Genomic DNA, 15,736 nt, shown 5'->3' with positions numbered 1-15,736 from the left:
TGCAAAATTATTGCCGTAGTTTGTCGTTGGCGGCGGTGGTGGATTTTTCGGGCTCAGAAATCCGCACAAAAGTCAGGAATCCTGAATTTGGAAGCCAATGCATTCGATCCGCCGGAAGGCTCCCTGCGCAAATCCGTTGGGCGCGGCGCGGTTGTCACGGCCATGGCGCAATCGGTGCGGGTCGCGACACAGATCATATCCGTCATCGTGCTATCGCGGCTTTTGTCGCCGCAGGACTTCGGCGTCGTGGCGATGTGCGCGCCGGTGCTGGCCTTCATCGCGCTGTTCCAGGATTTCGGCCTGACCCAGGCGACAATCCAGAAGAGCGGGATCCGGCATGAGGAGGTGAACTACCTCTTCTGGATCAATGTGGCCGTCAGCGCGATTCTGGCCTGCGTGCTCGCAGGTGCCGCCCCTCTGGTCGCCGCTTTCTACGGCGAGCCGCGCGTGGCTGGCCTGGTGGCGGCGTTCGGGCTGCAGATCATGGCCTATGGGCTGGGCGCCCAGCACCTGGCGCTTTTGACGCGCCGCATGCAATTCGGCCGGCTGGCCATCATCGACGTCGTCAGTGCCATTGCGGGGCTCGCGGTATCGATCGCCTGGACTTTCATCGACCGCTCCTATTGGGCACTGTTTGCCGGCACGCTGACCGGTTCCGTGCTGCCGACGCTCTGCTACTGGACAAGCTCGCGCTGGCGTCCCGGCCTGCCGCGCAAGGTCGCCGGAATCAGCGAATTGATCCATTTCGGCGCCGGCATCACCGGCTTCAACTTCGCCAATTTCTTTGCCCGCAACCTCGACAATGTCCTGATCGGCAAATACTGGGGCGAAGCCCAACTCGGCCTTTATGACCGCGCCTATAAGCTGCTTTTGTTTCCGCTGAGCCAGATCACCAATCCGTTGTCGAAGGTGATGGTTCCGGCGCTGTCCAGGCTGAAAGACGAGCCGGACCGCTACCGCAGCGCCTATCTGCGCGTCATGCCGCTGATCCTGCTGGTGGCACTTCCCGGCGTCGCCTTCGCCACCGCGATGTCGGACGTGCTGATCCCCTTCGTGCTCGGCGAGCAGTGGCGCGCGAGCGCAGACATTTTTCTGGCGCTCGGCTTTGCCGGGCTGCTGCAGCCGCTGAACAATCCGGCGGGATGGCTTTTCGTTAGCCAGGGCCGCTCCGGCGATTTCATGCGCTGGGGCATCATAACGGCCGTGACGTCGGTGCTGGCCTTCGCACTCGGCCTGCCCTATGGCGCGCTGGGCGTGGCGATTGCCTATGCGATCAGCGAGTATCTGAGGACGCCATTCCTGTGGCTCTATGTCGGCAAGAGCGGTCCGCTGCAGGCGCACCACGTGCTTCGCGCGGCAACGCCGTTCGTGCTTGGCGCCCATCTGGCGCTCGCCGCCATCTGGTTCATCAAGCCGCTGTTGCCGCAGCAGCATGTCATTGGCTTGGCCAGCGGCGCCGTTCTCGCCTATCTAATCACCATCGTCGTCGCGTTGGCATTCGCATCCGGCCGCGAAGCCCTGCGCGAGGCCTTGAAGATGCTGCCGGCAAGGCTGCCCGCGGCAGCACCACGCGAGGCGCAATAGTTGCGCGACCTCAACAGGTACGGACATTCAATGCAGGACCAGGTCTGACCCATGCACTACCGATCGATTTCCGACATGAACGACGCCATCGTCAAGGGCCTGCACCGGCTGCCGCGCGACATCGACCTGGTCGTCGGCGTTCCCAGAAGCGGTGTGCTCGCGGCGACGCTGGTGAGCCTGGCGGCAAACATTCCGATGACCGATCTGGACAGCTTCCTGGCCGGGCGGATCTACACGTCGGGCATCACCAAGCGCCGGGCGGCACTCGACCGCAAGGTCTCCGAAATGCGCAAGGTGCTGGTGATCGACGACAGCGTCGCCGGCGGCAACGCCATGCGCGACGCGCGCTCCCGTATTCATGCTGCCGGCATCGAGGCCGACTTCACCTTTGCCGCAGTGTTCGGCCTGCAGCCGCAGCACCAGGAGACCGATGTCGTCTTCGAGGTCGTGCCGCATCCGCGCATGTTCCAGTGGAACTTCATGCATCACAAATTCCTGGCGCAATGCTGCGTCGACATTGACGGCGTGCTGTGCCTGGATCCGACCGAAGCCGAAAACGACGATGGCCCGGCCTATGAGAAATTCCTCAGCGAGGCGCGGCCTCTCCATGTTGCGACCCACAAGATCGGCTGGCTGGTCACCAGCCGGCTGGAGAAATATCGCGCGCTGACCGAAGCTTGGCTCGCCAAGCACGAGATCAAATACGACCAGTTGATCATGCTCGATCTGCCGAGCAAGGCGGAGCGGCAGAGGCTTGGTGCGCATGGCAGTTTCAAGGCCGATTTCTACCGCAAATCCAATGCCATCCTGTTCATCGAAAGCGAGCACGAGCAGGCGCTGAGGATCACCGAACTGTCCGGTAAGCCGGTGCTGTGCGTCGAAACGCATATGGTGAGTTTTCCCGAAGCGCTGTCGCTGCCGGCACTTGGCCAGGCGGCCCGCAACCTGCCGGCAAGGCTGCGCCAGATCAACTCGCAAGAGGGCCGCAAGAGCGCCGCCAAGACTCTTGCCCGCGCCCTGCTCGGCGCCCGCGGTTACGAGACGCTGAAGAGCCGGGTCAAGCGCCCGGCCTGATCCGCACGACGCTACGAGGCTTACCGCGAGTTGCTCCGCGGCTGGCGCCGCGAGCCCGGGTTAAGCGGCTTGCCGCGCGCGCTGCTGTATCGCCCTGTCCACTATCGAGAAGAAGGTAATAAACTGGCGGTCGGGTTCCAGTTCGGGCCGCCCGGCGAAGCTGCGCGCGAGGCCCGAGACCCGGTCATATTCCTGGCTGTCGTTCCACAGCCGCCTGACGGCCGCGACCCAGTCGGCGAGCGGTGCATCGTAGTCGAGCACCACACCGCCCGAGCCGATCGCCTCGGGCAGACCGCCGCGCCGCGAGCCGACGACCGGGATTCCGCTGCAATGGGCTTCCGACGCGACGCGGCCCCAGGCCTCCTCCCATTTGCTGGGAGCAAGCAGGATCTTGGTGCGGCCGTAGACCGTCTTCATGTCGCTGGTGCGGCTCTCCAGCACGACATTGCCCAAAGGCGCGATCGTCTGTTCGATCCGCGCCCGATGATCGTCTTCCAGCTTCCAGCTTTCAACGAACAGGAACGGTATCTCGGGGCAGGCGCCTGCAATACGCACCGCAAGCTCAAAACCCTTTTCCTCATAGGGATTGATCAGCGTGACAAACTGGCCCGTCGTCGGCGTGCTGTAATGCGCCGGATTGATGGTCGGCGGGATCACCGTCGCGTTGATGTCGAACTCGTTCTTATAGGTGCGCGCGGTGAACTCGGAATTGGCGATGTAAAGCGCGGAACGCAGCTCGCGCAGATCGCCGCCCAGTTCATGGAATTCGACATTTCGGAGATAGACGACCAAAGGCACGCCCTCCGCCTGCAGCGCCTTGCCGATCGGAACCGATTTGTGACACTGGACGACGGCCACGTCCGGCTTCAGCCTGTCGACGGCAAAGGCCGCCGCTTCCCAGGGAAACCAGGCCCGCATCACCGGATAGCCGGGGTAGCTGTCGACGACCGCCGGCTGCCGCAGCAGCTTCATCTTGGCGCGCGCCTTCAAGCCGAAGACACCGTCGCCGAACAGGGCGGCCAGCACCGCGGCTTCATGGCCATGTTCGATCAACTGTTCGGCCAGATGGTGGGTGCTCGACTGAACGCCGCCGCTGAACTCGGGTGGATAGCCGCTGCCACCTGCAAAAAGGACTTTCATGGGATCGGGCTCCTTGTCGCATATCGTATTTCGTTTCGAGGCACCGGCGGCGCCTCGCTTTCGACGTCAGGCGAGTTTCGGCGGCTCCAGATTCGCGAACGGATTGGTACAGGATTGCCAGCCGGTAAATCGGATCGGGTCATTGGCCGAACTGCGCCATGCGTAGTCCGTCAACATATGGAATTCGGCGATGACCCAGCGATCAAATTGGATCAGATCTTCCCGCTTCTCCTGGGGCAGGAGGCGGCGGACGGCGCCCAATTTGAGCTCCTCGACCAGGGTGACGGCGTCGCTAAGCTTGTCACTGGGAAATATCCACGGGTTCCGGTTGCGGAACTCCAGCACGAACTGCTGCAGATGCTCGATGCGGATGTTGAGCCTGCCGAGGTATTTTTCGAGGGTGACGCGCACCAGGTCCTCATCGGAAAACGAGCTGACGGCGGCAAAGGCAACGCCCGTCGACACCACCCCACCGGCCACGATGGCCAAGGCCGAGCGTCTGGAAACTTCGATCATCCGATGCCCTCCTCTCACGCCATGCGGCTCGCCGCCCTCAGGGAGAGGGCCGCGGCGGTCAGGCTCGGGTTGGCGCAGGAACAGCTCGGATAGGTGCTGGTGCCGACGACAACCAGGTTTCTCAACTGGTGGTGGATCATGTCGCTGTCGATGACCGAATCGGCCGGGCCGGTTCCCATCCTCAAGGTGCCCTGGACGTGCGATTCGGTTGGCCGGATGCCGCGATCAAATAGCTTTTCGACCGGCAGCGGAGCCAGAAGGTCAGGCAATTTCTCCAGCGCGCGGGCCATGCCCTTGACCGCGTAGTCCGACGGCGCCTTAAAGCTGACGAAGGCGTTGTCGTCTTCGTCGAGGGTGACGAAATTTTCGTGGTCGAGCAGGTTTTCGGTGACCACCACGAGCGGCAGCGCCTGGCGCAGCCGCCCCTTTTCGGCGCGCATTCCGTGCTGCCAGCGGTTCTCGAAATAGACCAGTGCCGCCGCATGCTCGGATCTGTGCGGACCGTCATAGAGGCCGAAGTTCAGGCCGGTGGTGATGGTGCTGCCGTCGAAATTGTCGACACCGTCGAGATAGACCTCGAAATTCCAGCCGTAGGATTCGTGCAGGCCGCGGCCGACGAATTCGCCGCCCAGGCCGGACCGCAGCATAATCGCCGCGCTCTGGATGGCATTGGCGCCGAGAATGAAAAGGTCGCCGCTGACCTGGTATTCCTTGCCGTCACGCATGAACGTGACCGAGCGGACCGTGCCACCGACGTGATCGAGCCGCCGCACCTCCGCACCGAGGCAAACCGAAATGTCGGGATGCTCGAAGACATGCATCAAGCCGTTGTTGACGGTAAACTTGGCGTCGACCGGACACAGCCAGCAGCGCAGGTTGGCACAGCACGAGGTGCGTTGCGCGGTCGGCACACGTGCCCGAGCCGTCGGCATGACGAAATGCTGGCCGGGCTGCGCCGCCTTCATCATCCGGTCCGGCGTCGACATGCGATGCGGCGGTTGCGGGAACGGCTTCGAGCGTGGCAGCATCGCCGCCATGTCGGGATCGCCCGAGATCGACATGATGTCTTCGGCGTCGCAGTAGAACGGCTCGACATCGTCATAGCTGATCGGCCAGTCATTGCCGATGCCGTAGGTGCTTTTCAGCCTGAAGTCATTGGGATGGAACCTTGGTGTCTGCGCGAACCAGCAGTTCGTTCCGCCACCCAGTCCGATGGTGTAATTCCATGGCTTGTCGGAATTGGTCTTGTAGGTCGTCTCGTCGTCAATGTCGGTGTTAGCATTCTGCTGGAGCTGCCATTCATGGGTGTTGTGCCGGCCCCATTCGAGCACCAGGACGCGTGCCTTTCGACGCTTGGCGAACTCATGCAGGAAGAAGGCCGAGCCGAAGCCGGAACCGATCGCGACGACATCGAAATGATCGCTGGTGATTTGCTCGGGCTTTACGTCCAGCACCATCAGCCACAACTCCTTACCGCGCCGCGCACGCCCGCCGGATTCCGCCTCCGGCTCTTCGCTCCCGGCCTCATGCCGCCATTCTGCCGATCGAGTGATATTCGATGCCGTGGCGGGCGATGACCTTGGGGTCATAGAGGTTGCGGCCATCGAAGATGATTGGCGTGGTCAGCGCATCCTTCATCGCGTCGAAGGACGGCGCGCGGAAACTCTTCCATTCGGTGGCGATCAGCAGGGCATCGGCGCCGCGCAGCGCGGCTTCCTTGGTGCCGCACAACAACAGGTCGTCGCGCAGCCCGTAGATATGCTGGCATTCCTGCATCGCCTCGGGGTCATAGGCCTGCACTTTGGCGCCGGCGTTCCACAGCGCCTCCATCAGCGTGCGAGCGGGCGCCTCGCGCATGTCGTCGGTGTTGGGCTTGAAGGCCAGCCCCCACAGCGCAAAGGTCTTGCCCTTGAGATTGCCCTTGAAATAACGGTTCACCTTGTCGAACAGGACGGATTTCTGTTCGTTGTTGCGCTCCTCGACAGCGCGCAGCAGCTTGGCGTCGAACTTGACGCCTTCGGCGGTCTTGATCAGCGCGCGCACATCCTTGGGGAAGCACGAGCCGCCATAACCAAGCCCGGGATAGATGAAGTGATAGCCGATGCGCGGATCGCTGCCGATGCCCTTGCGGACCTCCTCGATGTCGGCGCCGAGCTGCTCGGCCAGGTTGGCCATCTCGTTCATGAAGCTGATCTTGGTCGCCAGCATGCAATTGGCGGCGTATTTGGTGAATTCGGCGCTGCGCACGTCCATCACGATCATCTTCTCGTGGTTGCGGTTGAAGGGAGCGTAGAGCTCGCGCATCACCGCTTCGGTGCCTTCGCTGTCGGTGCCGACGATGATGCGGTCGGGCTTCATGCAATCGGCAACCGCGGAACCCTCCTTGAGGAATTCCGGATTCGAAGCGACGTCGAAGGACAGGTCCTCGCGCCCTCTTTTCTTCAGCGTCTCGGCGATCCTGGCTTTTACCTTCTCGCAGGTGCCGACCGGCACGGTCGACTTGCCGACGATGATCTTGGGGGTGTCCATCTCACGACCGATGGTCTCGGCGACGGCCAACACATATTTGAGATCGGCCGAACCGTCCTCGCCCGGCGGCGTGCCGACCGCGATCATCTGGATTTCACCGTGCCTGACCGCGGCCGCCGCATCGGTGGTGAACTTGATGCGGCCAGCGGCGTGGTTCTCCTTGACGAGGTTTTCGAGCCCCGGCTCGAAAATCGGAACGAACCCCTGGTTGAGCCGCTCGACCTTGTTGGCATCGATGTCGACGCACAGCACCTGGTGCCCGACTTCGGCAAGCACCGCTGCCTGCACGAGACCGACATAGCCAATTCCAAAGACCGTCAAATTCATTCGATTTCATTCCCATGCAAGGCAGCGGACCGCTCTCGGCCCGGCCAGTTCAAATCGACTTTCCCAACTACTTTATGCTGCATGCCAGCGATTCTGGAAACTGACAGGGCTCGCCCAAGGCCGTGAACGCAACGCGATCGATCTGCAGCGTGAGCTTGCGGCCTGGATCGGCGAACGCTCCCATCCAACCGGTCATCTTGTCGCTGCCCCAAAGGCTGAAGAATATCTTCTGGGCATGCATCGGCAGTTTCGCCGGATCGGTGATCGTGTTGACCAGTTGGCCGTTAACATACCAGCGCAAGCTATCCTTCTGCCAGACGAAGGCGTAGTCGTTGAAGGCCTTGTCGGTGCCGCCCGCCACGTCGACCAGCTTCTCATTGTTGCCCTTGCCGGCGATGTAGGCGTTGACCTGCACCTTGGAGGTGTCCTTGGTCAGGACCTCGAAGTCGATCTCATCCCAGGGCTGCTTGTCGGACGGTCCGATATAGGAGAAGAAAGCCGCATTGAGACCGGAGCCGGTGTCGGTCTTTATCCGCGCCTCATAGGTGCCGTAGCCGAAGCGCTGCTTGGTCTGGATCTCGCCGCAGGCGTAGTCGCGGTCCTTCAGCTTCTGCTTTTCGAAGCCGAGCGACAGCACGCCGTCGGAAAGCGCGACCAGGCCTTTCGACCAGGTGCAGTTTTGATGACTGCCATTCGACCAACCGTCGGAAACATACCAGCGTTCGCGATTGAAGCTGGTGAAATCATCGACGAATGACGGCGACGACTGAATATCCTGGGCATGGGCAGGGGCCGTCACCAAGCTCCCGAGAGCGGCGAGCAGCAACGCGCTGATCGCACTTAACTGCCTGAGGCCGGCTTGTCTGGCCTGGCGTGTGAACGGCGTTCCGCCGGTTGCGATGGTGGACATAGTCTTCGGATTCGAATTCATACCAAACTCACCTTTGTGCTGTGCATCCCCAACCCAAAGTCGACGTTCGAACCACTTCCTGAACGGGCCAACCTTGACCTCCTGCTTGACCCTCCCCTGTCCTGCCTCGCATCAAATCTGTTGCAACAATTCCGGACCCTCACTTTCAACCTCTGCCGGCGCCCGCAGGTCTGGTGTACTCGGCAGTGGTGGCCGAATCGGACGCTGTATTCTCGTCGAAGACCGTATCCAGCGAATGACGGAGTTCTCTCATCATGCCGTTCTGGCGCGACAGCTCCGCGATGCGGCGTTCGCAATTCAGGATCGACTTCGTCAGCGCGCTGACTTCGGACGACCGACGGTCGGAGGTGGAGCCGTTCTCCATCGCTTCGACCAGGAAAGCGGCGTTGGTCGCCTTCGTCCGATAGCGATTCTCCAACCCCACTCTCTCGGCCTCGATCTCGGCCGCGATCTGCTCAAACAGCTTTGCCAGGCGATCAAGACGTGAACCATCGGTCTGCCGGTCGCGGGCCGGATCCCTGGATCTGAAACCGAATATCGAAGCCATGAACTTAGATTCCTGTTATCGCCGGCCAACGGGCCGGGCTTCTGGCCGATCCCCGCAGCCGGGGCTCAAAAAAACTCATACTGCTCTGTCCTGCTCCCCTGAGGGAGAGACATCAGACCAATCCGATCGGGGGCCAGTTCGGCTGGTCGTCCAATTTGCTGCACCGCAACATAGACTGCCATCGTCTGGGCCGCGAGGCAACCGCCCAGTTCGTAAACTCATAAATCCGACCGAAATGGTTTGCGCGATGAGCTTGTCGCCGGCGGGTCAACCCGGACGAAACGGACAGTTTCACCGCTCCTTGCCGGTGCTGGTGCCGGCCATCAAAAAACGCAATGGCGGCACGTGCTTGTGCCTGGACACGAGGCCGACGCGGCGAAACAGCGCCTCGAGCTTGTCGGACGCCACGCCCTGGACGATGGGGACGAGGTTGGATTGGCTGGCAAATGCGTAGGCCGCTGCCGATGCCAGCCCGTGCTCGGCCTTGACGTCGAGGAAATTGCGCAGCCGGTATTTGTCGCGCACGTGCCGCTCGTGCCGTCTCAGCACCGCTTTCGAGCCTTCCGGCAGACTGTCGATCGCCAGCAGCGCCAGATCGGCATCGGCCAGACGCTTCAGGTCCTGCGTCTTGTGGCGGCCGCTGAGCGAATCGGCGCGGACGATGGCGCCGTAGCCACACGAGCGGATGACCTTGAAGCGCGCCCCGCAGGCGACCGCGCGGGCGTAGAGTTCATAGTCCTCGCCGAGCCGCAGGCTCTCGTCATAACGCAACCCATGGCGATCGAGGAAGGCGCGGCTGATCACCGGCTTGAGGAAGCCCAGTTCGCCCCTTTGCACGCTGCGCCTGGATATATTGCCCTCGACGAAGCGCTCGAAATCGAGGAATTCCGGCTCCGCGGCAAATTGCGGGGCGACGATTTTCGTCGCGTCGCCGGTCGCATCATCCCTGATAAGCATGATGTTGTCCGCCGCGAAATCCCAGTCAGCGACGGCAAACAGGTTGCGAAACCGGCCTTCGAGGAAAAAATCGTCGGCGTCGAGAATGCTGATGAACGGCGATCTCGAACTGGCGATCGCGGCGTTGCGAGCGTAGGAGGGGCCGCGATTGACATCGAGGCGCATCACCGCAAGCCGGCCGCTGCCGTCGTCGGCGGATCGCGCGGCGGCCGCGGTGTCGTCGGTGGATGCGTCGTCGACGACGACGACTTCCGCCACTTCCGGTTCGCGCAACGCGGACGCGATGGCGACGGCGATTGTCGCGGCCGCGTTTTTGGCCGCGATAATCACGCAGACCTGGGATTTCGTCATCGACATGGATTAGCCTCTCGTACAGGTGATACCGATTTGTGTTCGCCCCGTACCCATTCGATGCCCGATTGCCATCAGCGCCAAATCTGTGTTCATTCAACGACCGCCCGGCCGTTCGAAGATGCGGCGGCTGATATCGGCGGACGCCGCCCAGCCGGCTTCCGCCAGATAGCGGACCGGCGCGCGGCCGCACAGTTCCCACAGCACCGTTCGCCGCTGCGGCCACCGAAGCGACGACAGCCACGGCGCCATGACCATGCTGAGCAGGTCCTCGTTGCCGATGCGTGACAGGATGCGCGTCGCACGCTCCGACAGCAGCGTGCCGGCACCGCCGAGCAGTACATCGGCTGCGCGTATACCAAGCAGCAGCGTATCGTCCAGCCCCTGCGCCACCGCGGCGTCGAGCACAAGCCGCTGGTCCGTCTCGTCGAGGCGGCCGGCGCTGGCGCGCACGTCACAGACATAGCCCGCGCAGGGTTCCCGGTTGAACAGCGCCTTGGCGACGCTGATGCAGGACAAAAGCAGCGTATCGGGGGCCGAGGTGAACGGCACCGTGGCACCGGCGATTTCGACCTGTCGCTTTCGCCGCAGAAACCCGTCCGCGTCGCGCGGGCTGGGCGAGCCGGGCTGCTGGAGGCGGTAGTGGAGATCGACAGTGGACGGTCTCGGTCCGTCGCCGCGCGTCATATGCTGTTCGCCGAGGAAGCGAACCCACCAGACGGAGCGCGACTTGCCGGCGACCTCATAGCCGATCGAGCGCAGCGCATCCCGCGCCTTGAAATAGCCGACCGGCGAGACCAGAATGTCGACATCGCCCGAGGGCTTCATGAAGTGGTCGTCGTAGAGAAGCTGCTGCTGGAACGGACCCTTCAGAAAGACGAAATCGATCCGGCTTTCGCGCAGCACCTCATGGATCGCCATGGAGTCCATGATGCAGGACGCGTTCATCGAAACCGTCCTCCTGCGGTAGCTGTCCAGCCAATGGAAAAGCTCGGGCGGTCTGTCACTGACAGGCGCGCGTGACAGGGCCTTGAGGACGAACGTCGCGACCTTGTTCAGCCTGGCGATGTCGGCAACATTGGCACCGCCAGGGCCGGGCATCGATACGTCGCCCGTGGTGGCTCCTGCCCCGGCGAAATACAACCGCAGGCAGGCCCGCACATAGGCAACCTCGTCGGCACAGTCGGCGGCGCGCAGTCGTTCATAGGAACCATCCGGCAAGGCCATTTAGCCACAGTCTCCCAAAAAAGCGATTTGCGCGGCGCGTATGCTGCAAGTGCGAAGCAAGCATCACCAAAATCCTTGATGGCGTAAAGCCTTTCCTTTTGCAGTGCAGAATTTTGCAACCTGAGCGATTACCGACACTTCTGAAAGGATGATCAAAACCGCTGTCGAAATACCGCCCTTGCCAGGGTGTTTTCAGCTGGCCTCACCATGGATTTGCCGACTGAATTTACCCTATTAGGGATGCCTAAAATAAAGGCGCTTCGCAAATGTTTTATTCAAACAAAATCAAATGCTTAAAGAATCGACATCGACATGGTCGCCAAACATAGGGAATCGGGTTAGAAGACGTCATATTTTAGGCATGACCCACACATAAGGTGACGTGCGCAACCCGTAATTGATTAATGCCTGGTAAATCAGGCTTGACTCATAAATGCTGCCATGCAGCTATTGCGGTGCAGCATGCAAGTGCTGACGGCACTCGACAAGCCGTTTCCAGTCCTTATTGGAGAGTAAAATGGAACAGAATGTTGAAAAGCAAGAATACGAGACGCCAAGCCTGACGGTGCATGGTTCGATCGAAACCATCACCCAGGGCGGCGGCGGCAGCACGGCGATCGACGCATCTTTTCCCGCGCATACGCCGATCGGCGACCTGACGTTTTCCTGAAGCCTATCGCAACCACTCCAGAGTGACGACGTTGGGGCTCTGGGTCTGAAAAATAAGAGAGTCGGGGGCACTGCCTCCGACTCCCCTTTCATTGCCTGGAACTGCGAAGCGTAGTGTAAGCGAGGTTTTGGGATGAACTGGAAACAATCCGGCCAGGAGTTGGCCGCCCAAGTTTTGGCCGATTACAATCGTGTCAGTGCGACCAAGGATGCCGTGGCTTGCGAGTTCGGCGATGGCCTGGCGCTGCTCAATCTGAAATCCAACATCTATTACAGCCTGAACGGCGTCGGCGCCTTCATCTGGGATTTGATCCAGGAGCCCAGGTCGATCGCGGAGATCCGCAGTGCGGTGCTTGCGCGCTACAAGGTCGACCCGGAGCGCTGCCAGGCCGACGTCGAGGCACTGCTGAGGGGCCTGGCCGATAACGGGCTTGCGAGGCTTGATCATGAGGAACTTGTCTAAGCAGGTTCCGCATAAGGCCATGGTTTTGCGGCAGGAACCCGCGACCGAAAGGAGCCCCAGACAGAGAAAGCGCCGGCAAGGCCGGCGAAGCCTGTTTGGGATTCTCTCCCTGAGCGGCTGGGAAATGATCTTCCTCGGCCGCTGCCTGCTGGTGGTCGCGGCGGTTCGGCTGGGGCTGACACTGTTGTCCTACAACCGTGTTCGCAGCCTGGTGACGCGGCTTGACGCGCGACAATGCGCCAGCATGGGCGAACTGCGGCGCGTTGCCTGGGGGGTTGCCGCCGCGGCCCGTTTCGTCCCTTACGCCACGTGCCTGACCCAGGCGCTTTCGGGTCAATACATGCTTGCTCGACAGGGCAATGCCTCGAAGATACGCATCGGCATCGAACGCGGCACGGGCGAGCAACTCAAGGCGCATGCCTGGCTGGTCAGCGACAATCATATCGTGCTTGGCGGATCGATCGACGGTTTCGCCCATCTGGTCGACCACGGCAGCCGATGAGCGGCGTGGCCGGAATCCTGCTTCGACAGGGGCACCCCCCAGCGGTCGCGGCGGCCGATATTCAGCAGATGCTGGCGCGCATGCGCCATCGCGGCCCCGACGGAAATTCGTGGTGGCTGGACACCGGCATCGCGCTTGGCCACGCCTGGCTCAACACCACCGATGAAGCTGGCCCCGGTCCGCTGACGATGGCCGACGGCAAGCTCGCCATCACCGCCGATTGCCGGCTGGACAACCGCGACGAGTTGCTGGCCAGGCTGGGCATCCGCGACAGATCGGTCGCCGATGCGACCTTGCTGATGCGGGCCTATCTGCGTTGGGGCGAAGCCTGCCCCGTGCATCTGCAAGGCGATTTCGCCTTCGCCATTTGGGATGCCGAGCGGCAGCTGCTGTTTTGCGCGCGAGACCATTTCGGGGTCAAGTCGTTCTACTATCATGCGGCGGATCGGCTTTTTGCCTTTGCCTCGGAGATCGGGCCGATCCTTGGCGTCGAGGGGGTCGGCAGACATGTCAGCGAGCACCAGATCTCGGGGTTTCTGGCCGGGCTTCCCGATGACCCGCAGGCGACACCCTACAGCGACATCTTCAGCTTGCCGGCGCGCCACAGCCTAACCGTCACCGGCCAACAGGTGGTGCTGCGCCGTTACTGGCAGATCGAGCCGTCGGCCCGATCGATGCGGTCGGATGCGCCTGAGGAATTCGCCCATCTGTTCTCGCAATCGGTGCGCAACCGCATGCGCGGAACCTCCGCGGTCGGCGCGATGCTAAGCGGTGGCCTTGATTCCTCCTCGATCGCGTGTGTCGCCGGCCTGCAAAACGCCGCCGGGCGCAAGCCGAGGCTGCCCACCTTCTCGCTGATTTTCGAGACGGGCTCGTCGATGGACGAGCGCCCGTTCATCGATGCCGTGCTGGATCAGCAGAAGGTCGACGCAACGCTGATTCCAGTCGGCAACTATGCGCCATTCGCCGAGTTCGAACGGGTGCTGGAAGAGCAGGAAGGAACGTTCCTGGCGCCGGGCCTGACGCTGACCCGCGGCATCTACCGGACTGCCGGCGCCAAGGGCATCAAGGTGCTGCTGGACGGCCATGGCGGCGACGAGGTCGTTTCACAAGGACATGGCTATCTGCACGAACTTGCCAATGCCGGCAGATGGATGGATTTGTGGCGTGAGGTCCGCAGCGCCTCCGACACCTATGGCGACAGCACGCTGGGCCTGTATCTCCAGTTCCTGACCCTCTACGGGCCGGCCTGGCGGATCGCTAAGCTGAGACACCTGGCAAACCGCGTCCTGAACAGGGTACGCAAGCCGGCGCAGGCGCCGCGCGGCCGAGGCTGGCGCGACCTGATCAATCCGGACCTGGCCAGGCGCACCGAGCTTGTGGACCGATTTCACCGAGCCGGATATATGCCGCCCGGCGTCCAGGCCAGCGACGCCTTGAGCCATCGCTGGATCCTGTCGAACGGTTATGTCCCGCATGCTTTCGAGGTTCTCGACAAGGCCGCGGCCAATTTCGGCGTCGAGCCGCGCTATCCGTTCTGGGACAAGCCGCTGGTCGAGTTCTGCCTGGGCCTGCCCGGCGAGGAAAAGCTCAGCCACGGCTTCGGCCGCTATGTGCTGCGCCGCGCCATGGAAGGCGTGCTGCCGGCAGCGGTTCAGTGGCGGCGCGACAAGATCGACTTCACCGCCAATCTCGTCAACGGCATGCTGCGCAACCACCGCGACCTCTTGGAACAGCTGCTGATCTCGGATGCGAGCCGCATTGCGCCCTACGTCAATCTGCCCCAGGTGAGTGCTGCCTATGCGCGGCTGCTGCGCCAGCCCGATCGACCGGCGCCTTTGGATGTCCAGTATGTCTGGCGCTCGGCATCGCTGTCGCTCTGGCTGCGGCAGCTCCAGCACAGCGGGAGCCCCGCATGATGGCGCGAAACGAGTTTCTTGCCGCATACGGTGATCATCCCCGTCCACACGGGCGGATCATGAGAGAGCGCCACTTCTATCGCGCCTATGGCCTGACCATCGCGTCCGAGGTGGCGTTGCCCGAACTGGAGCCGGCGGCGCCGGGGGCGGCGGATGTCGTGATCGCCGTCGGCCCGATCGACCTGCCAAAACCCTCCTCGGACGCCGCGACCGAGTTTCGCTTCGAGGCGGAGCGCCAATATCTCGCATGGCATGCCGTCGGCGCATTCCTGATCAGCGATGGCTGCCGCATCGACGTCGAGCCGGCGCCCGGTGTCGACGACACGCTGATCGCGTTTCCGCTGCTGGGTCCGGTGATGGCGCTGCTGCTGCACCGGCGCGGCCTGCTCGTCCTGCACGCCAGTGCCATTGCAGTCGCCGGCACGAGCGCCATCTTCATGGGCGACAAGGGCGCCGGCAAGTCGACGACGGCAAGCGCGATGATCCGGGCCGGACATGACCTGCTTACCGATGATGTCGTGGCGCTGGACCTGGCCAATCCGGGTGAGCCGATGATCGTTCCGGGTTTTCCGCAGATCAAGCTGGCAGCCGACGCCGCGGCGGCGATCTCGCTGGGAGAAGTCGAGGTGCGGCCGCAAGTGCATCCGGCGATCGACAAGATGCAGCATCGCCTGAATGGCGCCTTTTCCGGCAACAATGTGCCTGCAACTCGGATCTATATCCTTGAGCGCGGCGAAAAGGCCGCCATCACGCCGTTGCCAGGCATCGCCGCCCTGCCGGCCATCATCAAATTCTCCTATGTGACGCGGTTCGGCCGCGCGGCCCTGCCTAGCGACCTTGCAGAAGTGCATCTTCGCCAATGCGCGCGGCTGGCGGACCAAGTCGGCGTTCGCCGCCTCGAAGTCCCGGCGGGCCTAGATAGGATCGGTGAGGCCGTGGACCTGATCGAAAGGGATCTGGCGGCTGGAGATCCGACAGCAGGTCGTTGGCGGTCGTGAGC

The 15,736-nt window shown here is 62.4% G+C and carries 15 protein-coding genes; 7 read left to right on the top strand and 8 right to left on the bottom strand.

Annotation, left to right across the window (positions count from 1 at the left end; genetic code table 11):
- The first annotated feature begins 87 nt into the window (after positions 1-87).
- Positions 88-1,584: a lipopolysaccharide biosynthesis protein gene (locus AC1DZU_RS03545; protein ID WP_477281769.1), complete on the top strand. Its 1,497-nt coding sequence runs from the start codon at positions 88-90 to the stop codon at positions 1,582-1,584.
- 51 nt (positions 1,585-1,635) lie between these two features.
- Positions 1,636-2,658 carry a phosphoribosyltransferase gene (locus tag AC1DZU_RS03540; RefSeq protein ID WP_477281768.1) on the top strand — a complete coding sequence of 341 codons (1,023 nt, stop codon included), beginning with the start codon at positions 1,636-1,638 and terminating at the stop codon, positions 2,656-2,658.
- 60 nt (positions 2,659-2,718) lie between these two features.
- Here the strand turns inward: AC1DZU_RS03540 and AC1DZU_RS03535 are convergent, their stop codons facing one another.
- From AC1DZU_RS03535 to AC1DZU_RS03500, 8 genes are all read right to left on the bottom strand, one after another.
- Entirely contained in the window at positions 2,719-3,798 is a 1,080-nt protein-coding gene (locus AC1DZU_RS03535) for a glycosyltransferase (RefSeq protein ID WP_477281766.1), read from the bottom strand.
- 66 nt (positions 3,799-3,864) lie between these two features.
- The gene (locus AC1DZU_RS03530) at positions 3,865-4,314 is read right to left on the bottom strand and encodes a hypothetical protein (protein WP_477281764.1); all 450 of its coding nucleotides are present in this window, start codon (positions 4,312-4,314) and stop codon (positions 3,865-3,867) included.
- A 14-nt stretch (positions 4,315-4,328) separates the two neighbouring features.
- The gene (locus AC1DZU_RS03525; protein WP_477281762.1) at positions 4,329-5,771 is read right to left on the bottom strand and encodes a GMC oxidoreductase; all 1,443 of its coding nucleotides are present in this window, start codon (positions 5,769-5,771) and stop codon (positions 4,329-4,331) included.
- Between the two features lie 67 nt (positions 5,772-5,838).
- Positions 5,839-7,170, bottom strand: coding sequence for a UDP-glucose dehydrogenase family protein (locus tag AC1DZU_RS03520; RefSeq protein WP_477281760.1), 1,332 nt, complete (start codon positions 7,168-7,170; stop codon positions 5,839-5,841).
- Between the two features lie 67 nt (positions 7,171-7,237).
- A complete protein-coding gene (exoK, locus tag AC1DZU_RS03515; protein ID WP_477281758.1) occupies positions 7,238-8,101 on the bottom strand; it encodes an endo-1,3-1,4-beta-glycanase ExoK in 864 nt (287 codons plus the stop codon).
- Positions 8,102-8,246: 145 nt separating this feature from the next.
- Positions 8,247-8,648 carry a hypothetical protein gene (locus tag AC1DZU_RS03510; protein ID WP_477281756.1) on the bottom strand — a complete coding sequence of 134 codons (402 nt, stop codon included), beginning with the start codon at positions 8,646-8,648 and terminating at the stop codon, positions 8,247-8,249.
- A gap of 291 nt (positions 8,649-8,939) precedes the next feature.
- A complete protein-coding gene (locus AC1DZU_RS03505) occupies positions 8,940-9,962 on the bottom strand; it encodes a glycosyltransferase (RefSeq protein WP_477281754.1) in 1,023 nt (340 codons plus the stop codon).
- 90 nt (positions 9,963-10,052) lie between these two features.
- The gene (locus AC1DZU_RS03500) at positions 10,053-11,183 is read right to left on the bottom strand and encodes a nucleotidyltransferase family protein (RefSeq protein WP_477281752.1); all 1,131 of its coding nucleotides are present in this window, start codon (positions 11,181-11,183) and stop codon (positions 10,053-10,055) included.
- A 517-nt stretch (positions 11,184-11,700) separates the two neighbouring features.
- Here AC1DZU_RS03500 and AC1DZU_RS03495 point away from each other — a divergent pair.
- The 5 genes from AC1DZU_RS03495 (at position 11,701) to AC1DZU_RS03475 (ending at position 15,734) form a co-directional block, all read left to right on the top strand.
- Entirely contained in the window at positions 11,701-11,853 is a 153-nt protein-coding gene (locus tag AC1DZU_RS03495) for a lasso peptide (protein WP_095082854.1), read from the top strand.
- A 132-nt stretch (positions 11,854-11,985) separates the two neighbouring features.
- The gene (locus AC1DZU_RS03490) at positions 11,986-12,315 is read left to right on the top strand and encodes a PqqD family protein (protein ID WP_477281750.1); all 330 of its coding nucleotides are present in this window, start codon (positions 11,986-11,988) and stop codon (positions 12,313-12,315) included.
- A gap of 124 nt (positions 12,316-12,439) precedes the next feature.
- On the top strand, positions 12,440-12,817 hold the full coding sequence (locus AC1DZU_RS03485; RefSeq protein WP_477281748.1) for a lasso peptide biosynthesis B2 protein: 378 nt from the start codon (positions 12,440-12,442) through the stop codon (positions 12,815-12,817).
- Complete coding sequence (locus tag AC1DZU_RS03480) at positions 12,814-14,736, top strand: lasso peptide isopeptide bond-forming cyclase (RefSeq protein ID WP_477281746.1); 1,923 nt, start codon at positions 12,814-12,816, stop codon at positions 14,734-14,736. Before AC1DZU_RS03485 ends, AC1DZU_RS03480 begins: the two co-directional genes overlap by 4 nt.
- Positions 14,733-15,734 (top strand): phosphoenolpyruvate carboxykinase (ATP), encoded by a 1,002-nt coding sequence (locus AC1DZU_RS03475; RefSeq protein WP_477281744.1) that lies wholly within the window; start codon positions 14,733-14,735, stop codon positions 15,732-15,734. Before AC1DZU_RS03480 ends, AC1DZU_RS03475 begins: the two co-directional genes overlap by 4 nt.
- The last annotated feature ends 2 nt before the right edge of the window (positions 15,735-15,736 follow it).

It is taken from the genome of Mesorhizobium sp. P2_A12, from assembly GCF_056405075.1.
This window is presented reverse-complemented; position numbering and strand designations above follow the sequence as displayed.

Coding starts and splice junctions, on each gene's coding strand:
- AC1DZU_RS03535 (WP_477281766.1), bottom strand. CDS start 3,798: ATGAAAGTCCTTTTTGCAGGTGGCAGCGGCTATCCACCCGAGTTCAGC.
- AC1DZU_RS03505 (WP_477281754.1), bottom strand. CDS start 9,962: ATGTCGATGACGAAATCCCAGGTCTGCGTGATTATCGCGGCCAAAAAC.
- AC1DZU_RS03485 (WP_477281748.1), top strand. CDS start 12,440: ATGATCTTCCTCGGCCGCTGCCTGCTGGTGGTCGCGGCGGTTCGGCTG.
- AC1DZU_RS03480 (WP_477281746.1), top strand. CDS start 12,814: ATGAGCGGCGTGGCCGGAATCCTGCTTCGACAGGGGCACCCCCCAGCG.
- AC1DZU_RS03540 (WP_477281768.1), top strand. CDS start 1,636: ATGCACTACCGATCGATTTCCGACATGAACGACGCCATCGTCAAGGGC.
- AC1DZU_RS03520 (WP_477281760.1), bottom strand. CDS start 7,170: ATGAATTTGACGGTCTTTGGAATTGGCTATGTCGGTCTCGTGCAGGCA.
- AC1DZU_RS03475 (WP_477281744.1), top strand. CDS start 14,733: ATGATGGCGCGAAACGAGTTTCTTGCCGCATACGGTGATCATCCCCGT.
- AC1DZU_RS03490 (WP_477281750.1), top strand. CDS start 11,986: ATGAACTGGAAACAATCCGGCCAGGAGTTGGCCGCCCAAGTTTTGGCC.
- AC1DZU_RS03500 (WP_477281752.1), bottom strand. CDS start 11,183: ATGGCCTTGCCGGATGGTTCCTATGAACGACTGCGCGCCGCCGACTGT.
- AC1DZU_RS03510 (WP_477281756.1), bottom strand. CDS start 8,648: ATGGCTTCGATATTCGGTTTCAGATCCAGGGATCCGGCCCGCGACCGG.
- AC1DZU_RS03525 (WP_477281762.1), bottom strand. CDS start 5,771: ATGGTGCTGGACGTAAAGCCCGAGCAAATCACCAGCGATCATTTCGAT.
- AC1DZU_RS03495 (WP_095082854.1), top strand. CDS start 11,701: ATGGAACAGAATGTTGAAAAGCAAGAATACGAGACGCCAAGCCTGACG.
- AC1DZU_RS03530 (WP_477281764.1), bottom strand. CDS start 4,314: ATGATCGAAGTTTCCAGACGCTCGGCCTTGGCCATCGTGGCCGGTGGG.
- exoK (WP_477281758.1), bottom strand. CDS start 8,101: ATGAATTCGAATCCGAAGACTATGTCCACCATCGCAACCGGCGGAACG.